We start from the raw sequence: 19,230 nt of genomic DNA on the forward strand, positions 1-19,230 counted from the left end.
ACTATACTAAACCCGATCGCAGTGCCACTACAGCAGCTTGAACACGATCATCAACTGCTAGTTTGTTCATAATCCCACGGACATGGGTTTTAACGGTATTGGGACTCAGATAAAGTTTTTCCGCAATTTCGGGGTTGCTTAAACCTTCTACCATGAGTTTTAAAACTTCTAACTCTCTGGTGGAAAGATTGGCGGTGTTTCCTTGGGTTGTGGGAGGTTTGAGGTTATCAATGACACGTCTGGCGATTTGCGGATCTAAATAAGTCGCGCCATCAACGGCGGCTGCGATCGCTTTTAACAGTCTTTCTACACTCGCACCTTTGATACAATAAGCATCTGCACCACTGGATAATGCCGCAATTACTTCTGTTTCGGTGGTGTGGGATGTCAGCATCACGACATGGGTTTCTGGTAAGGCCGCTTTAATTTGCTGTGTCGCTGCAATCCCATCCAGGCGCGGTAAACCAATATCCATGACTACCAAATCTGGTTTTAATTTTAAGGCTGCTTGTACCCCTAAATAACCATCTTCTGCTTGTCCAACAATTTCCAACTGGGGTTGCGCCATTAGTGATTGTTCTAGTCCTAGTTGCATCATCGGATCATCTTCCACAATCAAAACGCGCAATACAGGTTGATCATTCGGCAGATTGAAGGAGTAGCTAGGATTGGTAGACATTTTTTTATCTAGTCAATGGTCAATAGTCAATAGTCCAATAGCTATTGACTATTGACCATTGACTAACTTCTCTATTCTTCCACGCGATAGCCAAACTCTGCCAAATTTAACCGAGACTGTCGCCACTTTGGCTGGACTTTGACGAAAAGTTCCAGGTATACTTTGCCGGAGATGAGTTTTTGGATTTGTTCGCGGGCGGCGCTACCAATGGCTTTGAGCATAGAACCACCTTTACCAATTAAAATACCTTTTTGGGAATCGCGTTCGACGTGGATGGTAGCGAGGACGCGGGTAATTGATGGTGTTTCTTCTACTTTATCAATGGCGATCGCCACAGAATGCGGCACTTCTTCACGGGTTAACAGTAAAATCTGTTCCCGAATTAACTCGCCCATAATAAACCGTTCTGGTTGGTCTGTCACCAAGTCAGGCGGATAGTATAAGGGGCCTGTTGCTAAATTTTCCGTCAGTAATTCTTGTAGTTCTGGTAATCCTGTACCAGTCTTGGCGGAGAATTTCGCTAACGGCCATTGGTTAGCATCACCTAGTTGTTGGTAACTTTCATCGATAAACTGGGAATCCGTTGGTTGCTGATCAATTTTGTTCAGTCCCAAAATTACAGGGGTGTGACTGTGGGTTAATAACTCCGCAATGTAGCGATCGCCAGCACCACAAGCAGCTGTACTATCAACTACAAACAGCACCACATCTACTGATTCAATGGCAATTTTGGCATTTTGTACTAACACTTCCCCCAATTGGTGATGGGGTTTATGAATTCCCGGTGTATCGACGAAAATTAATTGTGCTGCTTCGGTGGTCAAAATTCCTCGCAAACGATTCCGCGTAGTCTGGGCTACTGGTGAGGTTATTGCAATTTTTTGACCAACTAATTGATTCATTAGAGTAGATTTACCGACATTTGGACGACCAATAATGCCGATAAACCCCGATTTATACTCAGGAGGAGCTTGAGGAATTAATACTTCTCCTGAAAAAGAGAAGACGTGATTTTCAATACTAGTCACCTTTTACTCCACCTTCATATTTTATAGATGAGATAAGTTAGTTCTGGGTTCAAACGCACAACAAACATATATTCACCCTGGAATTTTCGGGGTTTGCCATTGTTTCAGTTTAATCTACTACTAGAGATATTTGAGTGGAAATATCTCAAAAAATAGATATAGCAATCCTACCCCAATTGTGAGAAAATACGTAGACAAAAATCCTTGTTTTATAAGCATTTGAGGCTTATTGAACTCTCATGTATCATTTAGGATTGCTATATTAAATCCAACCAACATTATGTTATCTCTCTTCCATCCACTTGTGTTATCTGCAAGAGAGCCAGTCATTTTGATGACAATATTCTTGGATTCTAGCTGGAGAATACCACCAAATTATGATGTAATTACTATGACTGAGAAATAATTTCTCGCTTAAACTCGCCTAATTTCACAAATTAATTTACTCGTAAAGGCTGGGAGTAGGGAGTGGGGAGTAGGGAGTAGAAAAGAGCATTTTGTAGGTGTACTGATTTTTTTCAGAAATCAAATATGAGTCCTATATGTAGTATAGATATTCAGAGCTAGATGCAACAGAGATTTTTCATCAAAACTGAAAAATTCATGAGCTATGTAACAAGCGATCGCATAATATTGACTTTTGTTAACGACAGTAATAAAAGCCATCACATATCATTAATCTACATCAAATTTGATATTTGACAATTTGACACTAACTCAATATAACGTCAGTTAAACTGTGATGAAAATTAATTTTTTCTGTAAAGTAGAAAGACTAAATTAAACCTAATTTGAGATGACCGGGTTTCGATACTTCGACTGCGCTCAGTATCCACACTTCGACAGGCTCAGTGCATCGCTTCGCGGGAGTTGAGCGAAGTCGAAACTCAACCCTCTTCTAGCCAGATGATCGAGCATTGAGCGCAGTCGAAATGCGTCTTCTAAATAATTGTGTCCACTTACTAATCTAAGTTAAATTAAATTAAATTATAGTTAGATAATTTTGTCGGACGACCTCTTGATGAAGCAGAAGTTGATGTTTAGTCCCAGATACTAAATTATCAGCTTCTTTCTCTAAATTGAATTAGGGAGTAGGGAGTAGATTTGTTTGTAATTGATTTAGGACTGCGATAACTTGAGAAATGAGAATCTACCAAGAAGACATAAACTGCCAATCTTCAGCATCTTTCTCTGTATCTGTATTGTCTTCTGAATCGGCTGGTTGCTCTACATCTTCTGACTGTAGCAACTTTTCATATTCTCCTGAATCAACCCATTTTAACAATTCGGAAGCTCGCATCACCGACCAGGGAAATTTGTACTCCATAAAGCTGAATATTTTAGTAACTTGATCCAAGTTATCCAGACTAATGAGTGAAAATTCCCGTGCTTGCGCTTGAAACTCCGCAATGGTATCGGCATTTATATATTCAGATGGTAAACCAGCCAACTTCATGAGTGCGGTGATGGCGATATTAATATCTTGACACGCCAATAAACCCGCGCGATCGCATGTGAATTTTGACATCAAAATCCAATTACACAAAGCGACTTCTATCCCCCCAGCCGCTAAACTTCCCAAACCAAAAGTTGTACTATTAACAATATTTTTTAACAGTGGCATCACATTTGCCATTTGTTGATAAGCAATATATTTACCCTTAATCCGGGCAATTTCACACCCAAATGCAAATAGCAATTCAGCGTGTGTATACCATTCCAGTGCTTCTAAATTCGCACTCACCATTGGCTTATCTACACCAACAGCATTGGTTTGAATATGTCCCGTACCCCGAAATAAATAAAGTTCTGGCTGGGAAGTCAAGTCAAGAATTTGACAGCTTTCTGTAAACGCATCAGATAATTTGGGAAAATTTTGCGATGTCACGCGAAATTCTCCCCCGATAATTTGCATTCTCAGTAAACGGTCAATTCCATATTCATTTACCTTCTTTAATACTAAAGGTAAACCAGGCATTTTATTTAAAGCTGCCAAAGCTTTTTGATCAAAGGGATGCTGAAATCTGACTATATTCAGTCCAGTCAATATTTTTTTTGTCATGATATTGTTTTATCTGCGTCCATCTGTCTTGAAAAGTTTGCTCAAGTCGGCAGAGCCGCCCACGCAACGCCAGTGAGGGAGTCGGGGAACCCGCCCAACGCACTGGCTCAACTTTTCGCTGCGTCCATCTGCGGTTAATTATTCTTGCTTGTACTTCACTAGCATCAGAAATGCTATAAGTGTTACCCTTTCTGAATAAATTGCTTTAAAATTTCTCCTGGCTTTCTATCCCAAGTATCAATATGTTCATAGATTAAATGATCTGAATTGAATTTGTAAGTTGAATAACCATTAAAAAATATCTTAGCTTGCCAAGGCACACGCAAAACACCACGCACTGTCCATTTCGCTAAAATAGTATCTTCTGCTGATTGATACACTTCATGTAAATCAAAGGCGATTTGAGTAAAAAATAATTGGGCGTGAAATCGTAATGTCCAAAAAATAATTCGATAGTTGAATTTATATTTAAATTTATTTACTGGGTCTTTAAAATAAATATCCTGTGTATAAATATTATATGTAATATCTTGCTCAAAAAGTGTGGGTAAATCTTGTTTGAGAGTTTGAATGACCTGTTCTATCTGTAATTTATCTGCCACGCGCTTTATCCTTTAAAAAAGATTTTTTAAGAATCTCTTGATTCTCTGCCAGAATGACAAAGAATTGCTGTTGCTGGGTTGTTGTAAATCAGCCAAAGTCGGAAACGCCGCAGGTTGAGAGTAGGGGCCATTTCGCAAAACTTGAGCAAGAGCATTGTTATTTTCGCGCAAACCTTCGTAAAAAAAGCAGACTTCCCCAGAAATTCCGAGTCGGCGGTTGTAAGCGATCGCCTGCACAAGATATTCTGGGCTGATGGAGTAATTACCAAGCTTGATCAAAATTCCCGGTGCTAACTTAGGGAGAGTTGCATCGCTAAACTGACAACTTGCTAGTCGGTTAGCGATCGCTTTATAACTATTAAAATCGCGGCGATATATCTGCGGGTGAATCATATCCACTATGCCCAACTTCAACCATGTGGCTGAGTCTTGGAGATATTCGCGCAATCCCCAATCATAAATATTAGGTGATATCGATACCAACAAGTTAGGATTAATTCTTTTGACTTCGCCATATAAACGTGCCAAAAAATCGGTCAAAATATCAGCACGCCACTGTAACCATTGTTTATCTTGGTGGTTATTGGGTGGACGACGGCCAAATTGCTGCTGATAACGGGCAACTGTTAAAGCATCATACCCTCCTTCTGATGGTAAAGCCGGAAAGCGATCATCTCCCTGAATCCCGTCCACATCATAATTTTTCACCACTTCCAAAACCAAATTCAACAGAAAATCTTGCACCTGGGGATGAAAAGCATTCATCCACTCAAAGCCATTTTTCTGCAACAAATTACCTTGACTGTCACGCGCCGTCCATTCTGGCTTTTTTTGTAACAGCATTCCACCATTCAAGTTGTAAGAACTCGCAAACCCATATTCAAACCAAGGGATAACTTTTAACCCCACTCGTCGCGCCTCGGCTATTACCTCCGCTAACGGGTCACGACCAACCGACATTGGGTCAATTTCCACTCCAAAATTTTGCCGCATAGTTTGGCTGGGGTACATAGTCACACCCTTATTCCAAACCACAGGGAATACAACATTAAATCCTGTCTCCGCTAACAAGTCCATCGCTGCTGCAATGCGTTGTTGTGACCGGAAAACTTTACTATCGGTAGTTGTCAGCCAGACACCGCGAATTTCTTTTGAGTTCATAGGTTTCAGGAGGAGTCTGATATCATGTCCGGGTAATGACTTACGATTAAGCGCCAGTTTCCAACCACGAATGAAATCTGGTTGTTGGAGTAAAGATTGACATTTTACTTTTGCCTTGTTGCACTAGTAACTAGATTAATTAAATTTTCAGGGTCAACAGGTTTAGTCAAGTAATGCTGAAAGCCGGCAGCGAGAATTTTTAAGCTGTCTTCTTCGTGGGAAAATGCAGTTAAAGCGATCGCTGGAATATCACCACCCTTTTCTGGTGCTAAAGCCCGGACTTGTTGGATTAAGTTATAACTTTCTTGGTTTGAGAGACTGAGGTCACTAATCAAGATATCTGGTTTTGTCTCTTCAATAATTACCAGTGCAGTCTCAATTGATGCGACGGCGGTTGCATTTGCGCCATACTCTTCAAACATAAAAGCTAAAAAGTTGCGGCTATCAGTTTCATCACCAACAACCAACACTTTCAAGCCTACCAAGGGTGTATTACCTGTTGTACAAGCAATCGAGTTGTCCGCTTTACCATCAAGACTGGGACTTGGCATTAAGGGAAGTCTTAAAGTGAAAGTTGCGCCTTTTCCTTTACCTGGGCTGTCGGCGATAATGATGCCGTGGTGTAGTTCTACCAAGTGACGGACGATCGCTAGTCCTAATCCTAAACCATTGTGCGATCGTGTGGTGGTGCTGTCTGCTTGGCGGAACCTTTCAAATACTTGGGGGAGAAAGTCTGGTTCAATCCCAATTCCTGTATCAATTACCTGAATTTGAGCATAAGATGAACTGACAAATTGAATGGGAGATACGCTAGATGTCAGGACGATTTCTCCTGCTGGAACTAGCTCTTTCGGCTCTGCTTCAGTTACTTGGATAAGTTCGAGATTGACAGTAACTTTACCATGTTGTGGTGTAAACTTAATGGCATTATTTAATAGATTCCAGATTATTTGTTGTAAACGTACTGGATCACCACAAACTGAACCAATAGCAGAATCAAGAATTGTGCTGATTTGAATATGTTTAGCATCAGCTAAGGGGCGGACAGCTTCTAGGGCGGCTTCAATGACAGCCACTAAGTTAACTACACATAAATTCAGTTTTAGCTGACCACGAATAATCCGCGATACATCTAAAATATCTTCAATTAATTGCACCTGAGATGTCGCATTACGTTCAATGGCTTCTAAAGCTTTAGTAGTTGCTTTATCATCCAGTTTTTTAGAACGTAATATTTTTGACCAGCCCAGCATAGAAGTTAAAGGTGTGCGGAGTTCGTGAGAAAGCACAGCCAGAAACTCATCCTTCATCCGGTTGGCGGCTTCTGCTTCTTGTCTGGCGGTTTGTTCTCGGATGATTTGAGCGCGGACTTCTTCAGCTTGCTTGCGTTCGGTGATATCTTCGAGAGTACCAACATAGCCCAATAATTTTCCTTGCGCCGAAACCATCCGGGATGAGCGCACCTGTACCCAACGCTGACTATGATTAGCTGTGAGAAATTGAAAATCTTGCGAGTAGTTTTGGGAACCAATATCTAAGTATTTTGACCAAGTAGCGATCGCTCTTTCGCGGTCATCGGGATGCACAAATTCCAACCATTGTTTTTCTAAACTTTCGGCAGCATTTAAACCACAAATTGCCTGATAGTGAGGATTAGTATATTTACATTTTCCTGCTGTATCTGTTTCAAAAATCCCCACCGGCGAACAAGTACTCAGAGAACGAAAACGTTCTTCACTTTGCCGTAATTCTGCATTCACAACTGCTAGTTGCTCTGCATGTTCTTTAATGGCTTGAGTTTTCTTAAATAGCTCAACAAATACTGTAACTTTCGATATTAATATATTCGTATCTATAGGCTTAAGCAAATAATCAACCGCCCCTATTGCATAACCTTTAAATAACATTTGGTCACTCGTGCTAAAGGCGGTGAGAAAAATAATAGGAGTTTGACACGACCTGTCTCGACTACGAATTAGATTAGCAGTTTCAAAGCCATCCATTCCCGGCATTTGTACATCCAGCAAAATGACAGCAAAATCTTGATGCAGCAGACACCGCAAAGCCTCAGAACCAGAGGTTGCTTTAACTAAATTTTCTCCCAGTCTTTCTAAAATTGCTTCTAGCGCCAACAAATTTTCTAATTTGTCATCTACCAAAAGGATGTTGACTTTGGGTTCAGGCTGCATGACTTATCGTGCTGTAATTCAGTTCAGGTCGGGGTTTCAATCTCTTCAAAGGGGATTGCTTGAATTATTATGACACGACACAGTTTCTGTCATTTGTCATTTCTCAACGGTCAATAGTCATTTGTGAATGTTAATTCTTCCCCTGTAACCCAAATCGATGTTTTTGGGGTAGGACGTAGAATATACTTTTGGCGACTGTAATACATCTTTGTATTTTAAAATATTACGCAAGCTCCAACCTGCAATCTGTGGTTGCAGCGTTTAGTTGTCACGCCTTTGTTTATCCGTTTGTAACACTTTTGCCAATAGTATCAGCTACAGTAAAGTGTACAAGTGAAGGCGGAAGCTACCCACAGCCGTCGCGGAGGCCAGTCAGTATGAATAGACCTTCGTTGTTTTGTCGTGTTGCCAAGAAAAAGGTGGTAGCTTATAAAATTAGTGATTTCACAACGACTATAGGAATAAATTCTTCTAGTTCCGCGATCGCCTGTTATAAGTGCTGGTTCATTATAGTTTTCTATTATACTTTTAGCTTCTCTCCGTATTATCTCTTAGTTTTTTTCAAAAATCAAATATGATTCCTATAGCACTACTTAAGAGTTTGCACATCAGGATAGTTAATAATTTTCGTATCCGCAGTCAACAAAGGACAATTATAAAATCTAGCTGTAGCCACAATAAGCTGGTCAAATGGGTCGCTATGAAAGCCACTTAATTGAGTTGAATCAATTACTATCGGCAGGGACAAATTTAATAGCTGTACACCAGGATAAGCTAAAGCAACTTCTAGCCATTTATCAATAGCCAAAGGTAAAATTAATCTCTTTTTCTCTACCAATTTGGCAACTTCCCAGCATGAAAGAATGCTGACTCCTAAACCGTCAGACTCATAATCTTTTAACCATTTTTGCTGTTGTTTGGTCAGTTGTGAATCATTTTGTACCCACCAAACCCAAATATGAGTGTCAAGTATAATCATTGCAAAACTTCCCAGTCTTCTAAAGCGACGGGTTCTGTAGGGTCGTCATAACGGTATGGCTGTGTATTGTGTAAAGGATAAAGATTTCTACTTGATTGAGGTAAATGTTGGGCTTGTTGCGGTGGAGTTTGAGTTTCCAAAATAATCACTTCCACAACATCTCCAGCATGAAAAGGTAAACCCTGTAGCGTCAGAGTTCCATCTTCAGTTAAAACGACTTCTATCTTATGAGCATTCATATTTCAACACAGTAAGCAGGGTTTTCAGTCTGAGTTACAGTTGTAATAATGTAATTATGTCAGGACTTACGCACCAAAATTGTCTATGAAGATTGGGTGTAAGGGTATATAGCGTAAGGGTTTTAGATACATACACCCCTACACCCTTACACCCTTACACCCTTATCTTTGCAAACTGCGAGGATCAAGGGCATCTCTTAAACCATCACCAAGTAAGTTAAATGCTAATACTGTCAAAATAATCAGCACGGCTGGCGGCCAAATTAACCAAGGTTGGAGTACCAAAATTGAAGCATTGCTGGCGAGGGAAAGCATATTTCCCCAAGAAGGATCAGGCTGTTGAATACCTAAACCAATTAAACTTAAAACTGCTTCAGAACCTATAAAACTCGGAACGGCTAAAGTTGCGGAAATAATTATATAAGTAGCAGTTTGCGGCAGAACATGACGCACAATAATGTAAAGAGGATTACCACCCATTGCCCGTGCAGCCTGGACAAATTCTCGTTCTTTAATCGAAAGTACTTGTCCGCGAACTACCCTTGCTAAACCAGCCCAACTAATTACAGATGTAATAATCACAATTAATAAAAAGCGTTGGGTACTACTTAACCCTGGTGGTAAAACTGCGCCTAATGTCACCAAGAGATAAATACTGGGAAAAGTCATTAATACTTCTGCAAAGCGCATAATGACGCTATCTAGCCAGCCACCAAAATAGCCCGAAATTCCCCCCAACAACAAACCGAGGGGGAAGGTAAAAATTACGCCAATAATGCCGATAAATAAACTAATGCGACCACCATGTAGCAAGCGGCTGAATTGGTCGCGTCCTTGGTCATCAGTGCCGAAAATATTTAATTTAGCGTTATTATCTGCACCAAATAAATGCCAAGTTAAGGGGATACCGGGAAAAATTGTGACTTCATCCCATTTGGGGGGTAGGGGTAAACTTAACTGCAACAGGCGGTATTCTGGCCCAGAGACAAATAAACGCAAAGGAGATGGCTTTGTTAAGTCTACAATTAACTGGCGATCGCCTGTCTTAATATCAGTGTTACCTTGAGTCGTCGGGTAAACATGGGGGCCGATAAATTTACCAGAGGTTTGGGAAACCCAATAAATTTTTGTTGGTGGTAGCAGTGAACCATTTGGTTGTGATACATAAGGGTCATAAGGAGCAACAAAATCAGCCGCAATCACCGCTACATAGAAAATTAACAGCAAAATTGCCCCAAACCGCGCCAAAGGGTTTTTCTTGAGTCTTTGCCACCAATTCATAATTTATTAGTCCTTTGTCATTGGTCATTTGTTGTTTTAGTTTACTATTGACAATGTATCTAAAAACCTTACGCCACAAACTCTTACACCCTTACACCCAATCTTTATAGACAATCTTGGTGCGTAAGTCCTGATTATATCTCGGAGTACCCAAGTAGCATATTGCAGTACCCAAATGTATAAATTCTTACCTCATGTCAACGACAATATCTGTATCTGCGTGGATACTTAATTTAAGATAGACAGTTGTCGGAATGCCATCAACAGTGCCATAAAGATAAGGTAAAGGATTTATCCTGGTATCCTTTGCGTTAATTATGGTTCCCTTGCTTCCAGGATAAACAAACCATACTCATGACTGAACTTACACTGCGCCTACAACAAGGAGAAACAGAAACAACGATAACAGTGAATCAAAATGAATTCACCATTGGTCGTTTACCAGAATGTGACCTTTACTTACCGTTTGGTGGTATCTCCCGAAAACACGCGCTGTTACGAAAAAAAGCAAATGGTACATGGGCTATTGAAGATTTAGGTAGTAAAAATGGTACGCAAGTCAATCAAAGCTTTGTAACTGCCACACGAGATTTACAAAATGGCGATATTATTTGGTTAGGAAATGTCAGCTTAGTAGTAAAGTTGGTTAATCCAGTCATTCCAATTAAACCGCCCCCACCAATTGCTGATAATAACGAACAAAGAACCATATTACGCAACGTCAAACAATTACAACAGCAGTGGATAGCGGCTGAAAGTCACGAAGATGATATTACTACTAAAAACAAAAGCATTGCCCGCCTCAAAGACTTAGTAGATATTGCCAAAAATCTCTGTGCAGCAGCATCAATAGAAGAAATTTTCTCCCAAGTCCAACAAGTAGTGTTTCGTTATCTCGAAAGTATTGACCGCTTGGCTTTATTAATTGATGTGAATGGGTGCAATCATCTAGAATTAGTTAATGCTGGGACGAGACATGCTGCGGAAAAAAAATATTTAGCAGCTGATGGTAGTTGGATTAGTCGGAGTATTTGTCAAAAAGTATTTGAAGAAAAAGTCGCAATTCAAACTGCTGATACACACAAAGATGAAAGATTTGCCGGCGAACATAGTATTTTAGTCAAAGGTATTCGCAGTGCAATGGCTGTACCTTTGTGGGATGAAAATAAAGTGGTTGGTGTTCTTTATGCTGATGCCCATCTTTCTTCTTATCATTGGGAAAGCGATGGCGCAGAAGAACTCAGCTTTTTTTCGGCTTTGGCAAATTTGGTGGCTTCGAGTGTGCAGCGTTGGCTATTAGTAGAAAAACTCAAAACCGAAGAAGTAATTCGTCACCGCTTAGAACGTTATCATTCTCCCGCCGTTGTCCAGCAGTTAATTTCTGTGGGTGGTTTACCAGATGGACGTTTACCGACAACAGAAAGTGAAATTAGTATTGTCTTTGCAGATTTAGTTGGGTTTACAGCACTTTCAGAAAGATTAACACCAAAAGCGATCGCCCAACTATTAAATAATTTATTTGAAGAAATGCTGCAAGAAGTCTTCGCCTACGGTGGCACTTTAGATAAATATATTGGCGATTGTATCATGGCATTTTTTGGCGCTCCCGAACCACTGCTAGACCATGCAGACCGCGCCACCGCCGCCGCCAAAGGAATGCTAACTCGTTTGCAAAGATTGAACGCCAAAGGTTTTTGGGAAGAACCTCTACAATTACGCATTGCAATTAACAGTGGTAAAGCCGTTGTCGGAGATGTTGGCAGTTCCCAAAGAGTAGATTACACCGCCCTAGGCGCTACCATTAACTTAGCCGCCCGAATGGAAGCTGTTTGTCCCCCTGGTGAATGTGTAATTAGTGAAGCCACCTATCAAATGTTGACAGATGCTTCAGATTTTAAAGAAATGGGCGACCATCGGTTTAAAGGTATTGATAGATTAGTCAAGGTTTATCAAACAAAAATGAGTTAAGTCACATCTTGCATCCAGCGACTGAAGTAACCGGATAATTGAAATGTGCTAGGGTGTGAGAAATGATTCCAGAATTTAACTCAAGTAGATAATTCCTAATACCCCAAATGATTGACATTAAATAAAACAATGGCGATATCGTGACTGATATCGCCATTGTTTTGAATTTGGATTTTGATCACTGTAATGCGCTTATTGGTTTTTGTGAGAGACGTTGTGTAGAATGTCTCTACAAATTTCATTAACGAAATGAAAGCACATCTTCTGTAACTAAACTAGCTCTGCGAAAATAAGAAGCAGAATTTAAAGCCATTGCTTTGCAGTGTTCTGCACATTTACGGCAAATTGCAGCGCAGAATCTCATTGTAGGGTCTTCACTCATTTGTTCACAAGTTATTGCTGTGCGATCGCACATTTCCGCACACAAGTTACAAGCATTACCCATAAACTCGGAACCGTCGTTAATCATATTGACGCACATCATACACATTTCTGCACAGTCCCGCATCATCGACATCATGGTCATGTCTATGTATTGACCGCCCCGATTTTTGCAGTATTTGAGAGTATCAATACAAGTAGTGTGACATTCAATGCAGCTTTCTTTGGTAGCTTCTACGGTTGTAATTATAGATTCAGTCATCATAAGAGCAACTTCCTAAAATCTTAAATGCTGTGAGATAGTTCTTAATTAGTACGGTAAATGTTTATTTTTGGGATTTCAATAGGTTGCCAAATTCCCAGAACTCGAAGATCACTAAATCTATGAACTTGCTGTAAATTTAGCTGTTAAGTGAGATGTGTGCATCACCGAATCAGCCAAAATCCTGATGAATTAAGGCTGGAAAATATTTCACTTTTTTGTCAAGTCTGAATTATGAGAACCGATTTCCCACTCCAATGCGGGACATTTACGGTTGCTGTGTCTGTATATAAGTAGCAAAATCTCAGACTTTAGTTACCTGAGACCAGAGGAATTTTTTCCAATTTCTCTCACTACAATCTTTATTTATCAATGGTTTGAGGCATTGTAAGCAATGAGAGTATGTTTCTAGAAAATATGCCATGAGTATATATACTCTAACTCGTTAAAAGTCAATATTTCCTGACTTTATTGCAAAATGTTGCGGATATGAGGCTCGACAGACAGGGTAGACAAGGAAGACAAGGGAGAGAGATGTTTATAAATCATTTAGGATTCCTACAGCAGTTCTAAATATAATTTAGAGACAGCTTATTTTGGGTAAATGAGGTACAAACATAAAACCCAACGTTATGTAGAGACGTTATATGTAACGTCTCTACAGTATTTCATGAATATGCAAACGGCTATAATTACTACTAATATCTAATATCCATCTATAGGACTGATATTTGATTTCTGAAAAAAAATCAGTACATTCAGATCAGGCTTCTTTCCTACTCCCGACTCCCCATTCCCTATTCCCTACCTACACAAATAAATTCAGAAATCAAACCGGATTCCTATATGACATTACTTAATGCTCGTAATTTATCTTTAGAAGAAGTTAATCGGCTGTTTGGCTTTCAAAAACAGTATAATGACTCATTTTCTAACTTATTATCTTTAGAACCCATAAGCGAAGAAGAACAGCAAGAATTAAAGCAAATTCAAAATGATTTTGATAGATATCTTACTTCAGGCAAAGTTTCAGAAGGACAGGTAAAATTTCTAGCAGTCGCACCTTTACTGAGGTTGGCTGGCTTTTATCGCTATCCAATTGAAATCCTGTTAGAAGAAAACATTGCTGATATTGAGATAGAAGATGAAGACAAAATAATTAAAGGTAGATTTGATATTTTGGCGATTAGTAAAGCTAAACAGACAAAACCTCAAGCATATTTCTGGCTGCTATTAGTTGAATCTAAAAATAGTCAAGTTGATATATTTACTGGATTACCTCAATTACTAACTTACGCATATAAAAGTTTAGATAATCAGAAATCAGCTTGGGGTTTAACTACTAATGGTAGGAGTTATCAATTTGTTTATCTAGAACAAGGAAACCCACCAGTTTATCAACTGTTGCCGTTGTTAAATTTTATGGAATCTATGCGGGTAATAGAACTATTGCAGGTTCTGAAAGCAATTTGTCAGTTATAAAGTTACTGATATTCAGCCAAAGCTTTTGGATACTCTGAAAGTGCGATCGCTTTAAAATATTATGTAAAAACCTTTATTCAAAGCTAAAGCCTCTGTCAGCATTTTTTGTAGGATTACTATATATAGCGTTTCTCATTCTAGTGAAGTACAAGCAAGAATAATTAACCGCAGATGGACGAAGATGGACGCAGATAAATTTGTACCTCAGCAGACTAGGAAAAGCTATATAGTATTCAAATATAAAAACTGACTTCACTCTTATTGATTTTAATATTTTTAATTTCCTCGATTATATTCACTAAATTTGACTTTTCTGTACCAGTTAAACAGTGACTAAAAATTTGTAGCAATAACCTAGATTGAATAATGGGATATTCTATAATATTTTGCCTAGCTTTAGGTATTTCTTTATTATGTCTAGCTATAATCGAGCTTTGTTCTATCAGGCTACCATTTTTGAAAATAAAATCAATATATTTAACATCATTAATACATCCATAACGATTAAATGGCCAAGGAAAAACTACTCTTCTTTCTATAATCTTGTTTTCTGTAATTTCATAATATTCTGGTCGTTTCAATGACTTTCTATTAGGTGAATGACCTTTATTGCGAAGACAATTTAAATCATTAGCAGTTAAATGTAATTCAAAGGTTCTGTTATGATTGCAAGCCTCTATAAAGTCACTAATGCGGATTTTAACAGATGAATATTCTTCTGGTGTAGAGGAATAAACAGGGAAATTAACTAATTCTTCAGGTAGTTGAGATTGATGCAGAGCCTTATTTAGTTTATTTACAGTTGTGAAATATAAATAAGCTATATACACGATGAGAATTAGTAAAATTCCCAACAATATTAAGGAGAAATAAGCTAAATAATTTGGCATTTTATGAGTATGTTTCGGTTTATTTCAGTTCTGCTAATAACTCTGCTGTTTGCGATCGCTCCACCAAGCTATTTGCACATAAAATACCAGAAGCGGCAACTGCTGGCACACCAATTCCGGGCATAGTGCTATCACCAACACGATATAAACCAGAAATTGGCGTGTGTGTACTGGGAAACATCCCCTTACCCGCAGCGATCGCCGGGCCATAGGTTCCCTGATATCTTCGTAAATAATGGGTATGAGTTAATGGTGTCCCGATCAGTTCTAACACTACACGTTCTCGAATATCGGGGATAATTCGCTCTAAGGCGCGATATAAAGTTTGGGCTTTCTCTTGTTTCTTGGCTTCATAACCCTGATTTCGTTCCCAACCAGCAAAGGGTTCTAGGGTGTAAGCATGAACTACATGATGTCCTTCTGGTGCGAGGGTTACATCCCACACGCTAGGAATAGAAATCATGCAAGTATTACCAGGGGTGGTGATATCTTGATCAGAGTCGTGAACTACAACGTGATGTCCTGTTAAATTTTCTAAGCCATTGCCACGAATACCCAAATGTAAATGAATGAAACTATCAACGGCGGGTGTATTCAAGGCAGTTTGGCGATAAGCTGTGGGTAAATCTTCAGGACGCAATAGTTGATTGTAAGTATCCCAAATTGTGGCGTTGGAAATAACAATCGGTGCTGACAGAATTTCGCCATTTTTTAGCCGCACACCTACAGCTTTCCCCGACTCAATCAAAATTTGCTCAACGTGACAGCCTAAGCGTAACTTGCCACCCCAGCGTTCTAAACCACGCACTAAAGCATTGACAATTGCGGCGCTTCCACCAACCGGGTACTCTACGCCACGCCCCCGTTCACCCAACATAAAAGCGACTTCTGGGGCAATTGTGCCATGTGCCTTTAAACCAGAAAGTAGAAAACATTCTACATCGATGAGTCTGCGTACCCAAGGGTCTTTGACAGTGGCATCCATGACAGTGCCAGCTGAAGACTGTACCAAAGGCAAGTACGGTAACATTTTACCCAGCGATCGCACATAATTCAGTAACACAAAAATTACCTGCCAATCAGCCCGTAAAGCCAAAGTCGGTATATCTTTCATCCCCTCATACAAACCTAACAAGCGGGTGACAAAATTCTGCAACTCTGCTGCACCTTGGGGTGTAATTGTTTGTAACTCCTGATGCAATCTTTGAAAATTGCTGTAAATTGCAATACTCGCTTCAGGAAAATGGTAGTGTCCTAAAGGATCATAAGGTATAACTTGAAGGGATTCCCCTAGAACATCCAGAATTTGTTTTACCGGGTTCAAACTATGGGTTCCTGAGAGTCCACAATAAAAAGAGGGGCCAGAATCAAATTCAAATCCTCGTCGTTTAAAGCTATGGGCTGCACCACCGGCAATTGTATGACTTTCACAGACAATTACCCGCTTGCCATACCGCGCAAGCAACGCCGCAGCACATAACCCACCAATACCGCTACCGATGACTATGACATCATTTTTAGAGTGCTGAGTACTGAGTGCTGAGTGCTGAGTTAAGAGTGATGAGTTCATCTTCCTATTGACCCTTGACTAATGACTAATGACTGAACCACTAATTGAACTGAAAGGCGTGTCTAAGTCCTTTGGTAACAATAAGGTTTTAGATAATGTGGACTTGACAATTTACCGAGGCGAAGCACTGGGAATTATCGGCCCCTCCGGGACTGGGAAATCAACCATTTTGCGAGTGATAGCCGGACTAACTAACCCGGATGAGGGGGAAATTTATGTCCAAGGAGTCCGGCGCGAAGGGTTGATAGAAGATGGTGCTGACCCCATTGGTATTGGGATGGTATTTCAGCAAGCAGCGTTATTTGATTCTTTGAATGTAGATGAGAATGTCGGATTTTTACTGTATCAAAATTCCAAGTTACCGCGATCGCAAATTCAAGAACTAGTCAAAGAAAAATTAGACATGGTAGGTTTACCGGGAATAGGTCATCTCTACCCTTCGGAACTTTCTGGTGGGATGCGGAAACGAGTCAGTTTTGCCCGTGCAATTATGTCCAACCCCGAAAACCCCAAAGAAGGGCCAGAAGTTTTACTTTACGATGAACCCACAGCCGGACTAGACCCCATTGCTTCAACAGTCATTGAAGACTTGATTCGTGATTTACAAAGTATGCACGGAGTTTGCAGTACTTATGCCATTGTTACCCACCAAGATAGTACGATTCGCCGGACAGCTGATAGACTAGTGTTTCTCTACCAAGGTAGAGTGCAGTGGCAGGGTAAAGTGAGTGAGATGGATAGCACCGACCACCCATTAATTAGACAATTTATGAGTGGGAGTGTGCAAGGGCCGATACAAGTTGTTGGTTAGGTGGTTGGAGGAACAAATGCGAGAATTTATCACAAACCGTTTCACATCTAGACGAACGCTAAGAGAAGGTTCAGTCGGGTTATTGCTCTTGCTGGGGCTGGGTTCCTTTGGGGCGATCGTTCTGTGGTTGAATGGAGTGAGTGCAGGACGTAGCTCGTATAAGTTCATTGTCGAATTTGCCAACGCTGGCGGAATGCAAAAAGGCGCATCCGTCCGTTATCGTGGCGTGAAAGTCGGCAAAATTTCCGACATCCGCCCCAAACCAAACGCAATTGATGTAGAAATAGAAATTGTTCCCGCAGACTTGATTATTCCCAGTGATGTTAAAGTTGATGCTAACCAAAGTGGCTTGATTAGTGAAAGTATTGTCGATATTACACCCAGAACATCACTAGCTGCTAATGTCAAAGCCAAACCTTTAGAGAAAGGCTGTGACCAAAGTTTGATTATTTGTAATGGTTCTCGCTTAAAAGGTCAAATTGGTATTAGTGTTGATGACCTGATTCGCAGTAGCACAGAGTTAGCTACTTTGTACAACGATCCAAAATTTTATCAAAGAGTTAACCGACTTTTAGAAAGTTCCGCCGCCGCCGCCACCAGTGTCGCCGCCCTCAGTCAAGATGCTAGAGGTTTAACAAAAGGCTTTCAAGGACAGCTAAATACATTTAGTGCAACCGCCAATTCTGTACAACGCGCCACAAATGAACTCACTGCATCTACCACTAAAACAGCTAATCAATTAAGCGTAACTGCTAGTCAGTTTGGTGCAACCGCCAAAGAATTTGCTTCAACCGCTACGACAGCCAATCGTTTGCTAACTAACTTGAATGATTTGGTCACTACTAATCGTTCATCCTTAGTCGGTGCTTTGAATAATATTACCGAAACTAGCAATCAATTACGCGCTACAGTCGCTATTTTATCACCATCATTAAATCGCCTAACCCAAGGCGAAGTAATCAAAAATTTAGAAACACTGTCAGCTAATGCCGCCCAAGCTTCTGCTAATTTACGAGATGCCACAAAAACTTTAAATGACCCCAAGAATGTCTTATTACTACAACAAACATTAGATTCAGCCAGAGTCACTTTTGAAAATACCCAAAAAATCACCTCTGATTTAGATGAATTAACAGGTGATCCCAAATTTAGAGATAATCTCCGGCAATTAGTTAATGGTTTGAGTGGTTTAGTTTCTTCTACACAAGAAATGCAGCAACAAATTCAGTTTGCCACAACTTTAGATGCGATGAAACTAGCAGCAATTAAACAAAATATAGTATTTCCCACAGCAGTGGCATCTGAACCATCAACCTTAATTAATTCGACAAATCCTGTTATCAAAACTTTAGAAAAAGAACCTCAAACTACCACTTTAGAAACGCTGAATACTTCCCAAGAAAAGTTATTACAGCAGCTACGAGAACATAGTAAACAACAAGAACCAAAATAGGAAGTTAAGGTAATATAGCAGAAGGCAGTGGTTCGACTGCGCTCACCAAACGGATGTAACTTCGCTCAACCCTTTTTTAGTATAGCGTTTCTCAGTCTGGTGAAGTACAGTAGCAACAATGAGTAAACCAATTATAAATATCATTTAAGGAGACTTGGCTAAAAGCAGTTTCAATCGCCTTTGCTAAATCTGG

16 protein-coding genes are annotated in these 19,230 nt (G+C 39.9%); 4 read left to right on the top strand and 12 right to left on the bottom strand.

Annotated elements, in window-relative coordinates; translation table 11 throughout:
* Position 1: 1 nt before the first annotated feature.
* The 9 genes from H6G28_RS07825 to H6G28_RS07865 form a co-directional block, all read right to left on the bottom strand.
* Positions 2-679 (bottom strand): response regulator, encoded by a 678-nt coding sequence (locus H6G28_RS07825; RefSeq protein WP_190592177.1) that lies wholly within the window; start codon positions 677-679, stop codon positions 2-4.
* A gap of 71 nt (positions 680-750) precedes the next feature.
* A complete protein-coding gene (era, locus tag H6G28_RS07830; protein ID WP_190592176.1) occupies positions 751-1,707 on the bottom strand; it encodes a GTPase Era in 957 nt (318 codons plus the stop codon).
* A 1,150-nt stretch (positions 1,708-2,857) separates the two neighbouring features.
* The gene (locus H6G28_RS07835) at positions 2,858-3,769 is read right to left on the bottom strand and encodes a M48 family metallopeptidase (protein ID WP_190670082.1); all 912 of its coding nucleotides are present in this window, start codon (positions 3,767-3,769) and stop codon (positions 2,858-2,860) included.
* 182 nt (positions 3,770-3,951) lie between these two features.
* Complete coding sequence (locus H6G28_RS07840; RefSeq protein WP_190670084.1) at positions 3,952-4,371, bottom strand: C6orf136 family protein; 420 nt, start codon at positions 4,369-4,371, stop codon at positions 3,952-3,954.
* A gap of 12 nt (positions 4,372-4,383) precedes the next feature.
* A complete protein-coding gene (locus H6G28_RS07845; protein ID WP_190670086.1) occupies positions 4,384-5,532 on the bottom strand; it encodes a glycoside hydrolase family 10-like protein in 1,149 nt (382 codons plus the stop codon).
* Between the two features lie 104 nt (positions 5,533-5,636).
* A complete protein-coding gene (locus H6G28_RS07850) occupies positions 5,637-7,721 on the bottom strand; it encodes a hybrid sensor histidine kinase/response regulator (protein WP_190592172.1) in 2,085 nt (694 codons plus the stop codon).
* Positions 7,722-8,310: 589 nt separating this feature from the next.
* Positions 8,311-8,700, bottom strand: a complete 390-nt coding sequence (locus H6G28_RS07855; protein ID WP_190670087.1) for a type II toxin-antitoxin system VapC family toxin — start codon at positions 8,698-8,700, stop codon at positions 8,311-8,313.
* On the bottom strand, positions 8,697-8,939 hold the full coding sequence (locus H6G28_RS07860; protein WP_190670089.1) for a hypothetical protein: 243 nt from the start codon (positions 8,937-8,939) through the stop codon (positions 8,697-8,699). Before H6G28_RS07860 ends, H6G28_RS07855 begins: the two co-directional genes overlap by 4 nt.
* A gap of 162 nt (positions 8,940-9,101) precedes the next feature.
* Positions 9,102-10,220, bottom strand: coding sequence for an ABC transporter permease (locus H6G28_RS07865; protein WP_190670091.1), 1,119 nt, complete (start codon positions 10,218-10,220; stop codon positions 9,102-9,104).
* A gap of 354 nt (positions 10,221-10,574) precedes the next feature.
* Here H6G28_RS07865 and H6G28_RS07870 point away from each other — a divergent pair, with 354 nt between their 5' ends.
* A complete protein-coding gene (locus H6G28_RS07870; RefSeq protein WP_190670093.1) occupies positions 10,575-12,188 on the top strand; it encodes an adenylate/guanylate cyclase domain-containing protein in 1,614 nt (537 codons plus the stop codon).
* A 241-nt stretch (positions 12,189-12,429) separates the two neighbouring features.
* Here the strand turns inward: H6G28_RS07870 and H6G28_RS07875 are convergent, their stop codons facing one another.
* The gene (locus H6G28_RS07875) at positions 12,430-12,834 is read right to left on the bottom strand and encodes a four-helix bundle copper-binding protein (protein ID WP_190670095.1); all 405 of its coding nucleotides are present in this window, start codon (positions 12,832-12,834) and stop codon (positions 12,430-12,432) included.
* 843 nt (positions 12,835-13,677) lie between these two features.
* On the opposite strand from H6G28_RS07875, the gene H6G28_RS07880 reads away from it, so the two are divergent.
* The gene (locus H6G28_RS07880) at positions 13,678-14,313 is read left to right on the top strand and encodes a restriction endonuclease subunit R (RefSeq protein ID WP_190670097.1); all 636 of its coding nucleotides are present in this window, start codon (positions 13,678-13,680) and stop codon (positions 14,311-14,313) included.
* Between the two features lie 233 nt (positions 14,314-14,546).
* Here the strand turns inward: H6G28_RS07880 and H6G28_RS07885 are convergent, their stop codons facing one another.
* Both H6G28_RS07885 and H6G28_RS07890 read right to left on the bottom strand, forming a co-directional pair.
* Positions 14,547-15,143 carry a hypothetical protein gene (locus H6G28_RS07885; protein ID WP_190670099.1) on the bottom strand — a complete coding sequence of 199 codons (597 nt, stop codon included), beginning with the start codon at positions 15,141-15,143 and terminating at the stop codon, positions 14,547-14,549.
* Positions 15,144-15,222: 79 nt separating this feature from the next.
* Positions 15,223-16,773, bottom strand: coding sequence for a phytoene desaturase family protein (locus H6G28_RS07890; protein ID WP_190670101.1), 1,551 nt, complete (start codon positions 16,771-16,773; stop codon positions 15,223-15,225).
* Between the two features lie 28 nt (positions 16,774-16,801).
* Between H6G28_RS07890 and H6G28_RS07895 the strand changes: the two genes are divergently transcribed.
* Both H6G28_RS07895 and H6G28_RS07900 read left to right on the top strand, forming a co-directional pair.
* Entirely contained in the window at positions 16,802-17,584 is a 783-nt protein-coding gene (locus tag H6G28_RS07895; protein WP_190591870.1) for an ABC transporter ATP-binding protein, read from the top strand.
* 16 nt (positions 17,585-17,600) lie between these two features.
* Positions 17,601-19,037, top strand: a complete 1,437-nt coding sequence (locus H6G28_RS07900; protein ID WP_190670103.1) for an MlaD family protein — start codon at positions 17,601-17,603, stop codon at positions 19,035-19,037.
* Positions 19,038-19,230 lie beyond the last annotated feature (193 nt).

It is taken from the genome of Nostoc sp. FACHB-190 (genome assembly GCF_014696905.1).
Lineage (GTDB): Bacteria > Cyanobacteriota > Cyanobacteriia > Cyanobacteriales > Nostocaceae > Nostoc_B.

Excerpts from the sequence above, each read along its gene's own strand:
- H6G28_RS07825 (WP_190592177.1), bottom strand. The coding sequence starts at position 679 with ATGTCTACCAATCCTAGCTACTCCTTCAATCTGCCGAATGATCAACCT.
- H6G28_RS07835 (WP_190670082.1), bottom strand. The coding sequence starts at position 3,769 with ATGACAAAAAAAATATTGACTGGACTGAATATAGTCAGATTTCAGCAT.
- H6G28_RS07845 (WP_190670086.1), bottom strand. The coding sequence starts at position 5,532 with ATGAACTCAAAAGAAATTCGCGGTGTCTGGCTGACAACTACCGATAGT.
- H6G28_RS07850 (WP_190592172.1), bottom strand. The coding sequence starts at position 7,721 with ATGCAGCCTGAACCCAAAGTCAACATCCTTTTGGTAGATGACAAATTA.
- H6G28_RS07855 (WP_190670087.1), bottom strand. The coding sequence starts at position 8,700 with ATGATTATACTTGACACTCATATTTGGGTTTGGTGGGTACAAAATGAT.
- H6G28_RS07860 (WP_190670089.1), bottom strand. The coding sequence starts at position 8,939 with ATGAATGCTCATAAGATAGAAGTCGTTTTAACTGAAGATGGAACTCTG.
- H6G28_RS07865 (WP_190670091.1), bottom strand. The coding sequence starts at position 10,220 with ATGAATTGGTGGCAAAGACTCAAGAAAAACCCTTTGGCGCGGTTTGGG.
- H6G28_RS07870 (WP_190670093.1), top strand. The coding sequence starts at position 10,575 with ATGACTGAACTTACACTGCGCCTACAACAAGGAGAAACAGAAACAACG.
- H6G28_RS07875 (WP_190670095.1), bottom strand. The coding sequence starts at position 12,834 with ATGATGACTGAATCTATAATTACAACCGTAGAAGCTACCAAAGAAAGC.
- H6G28_RS07880 (WP_190670097.1), top strand. The coding sequence starts at position 13,678 with ATGACATTACTTAATGCTCGTAATTTATCTTTAGAAGAAGTTAATCGG.
- H6G28_RS07890 (WP_190670101.1), bottom strand. The coding sequence starts at position 16,773 with ATGAACTCATCACTCTTAACTCAGCACTCAGCACTCAGTACTCAGCAC.
- H6G28_RS07895 (WP_190591870.1), top strand. The coding sequence starts at position 16,802 with ATGACTGAACCACTAATTGAACTGAAAGGCGTGTCTAAGTCCTTTGGT.
- H6G28_RS07900 (WP_190670103.1), top strand. The coding sequence starts at position 17,601 with ATGCGAGAATTTATCACAAACCGTTTCACATCTAGACGAACGCTAAGA.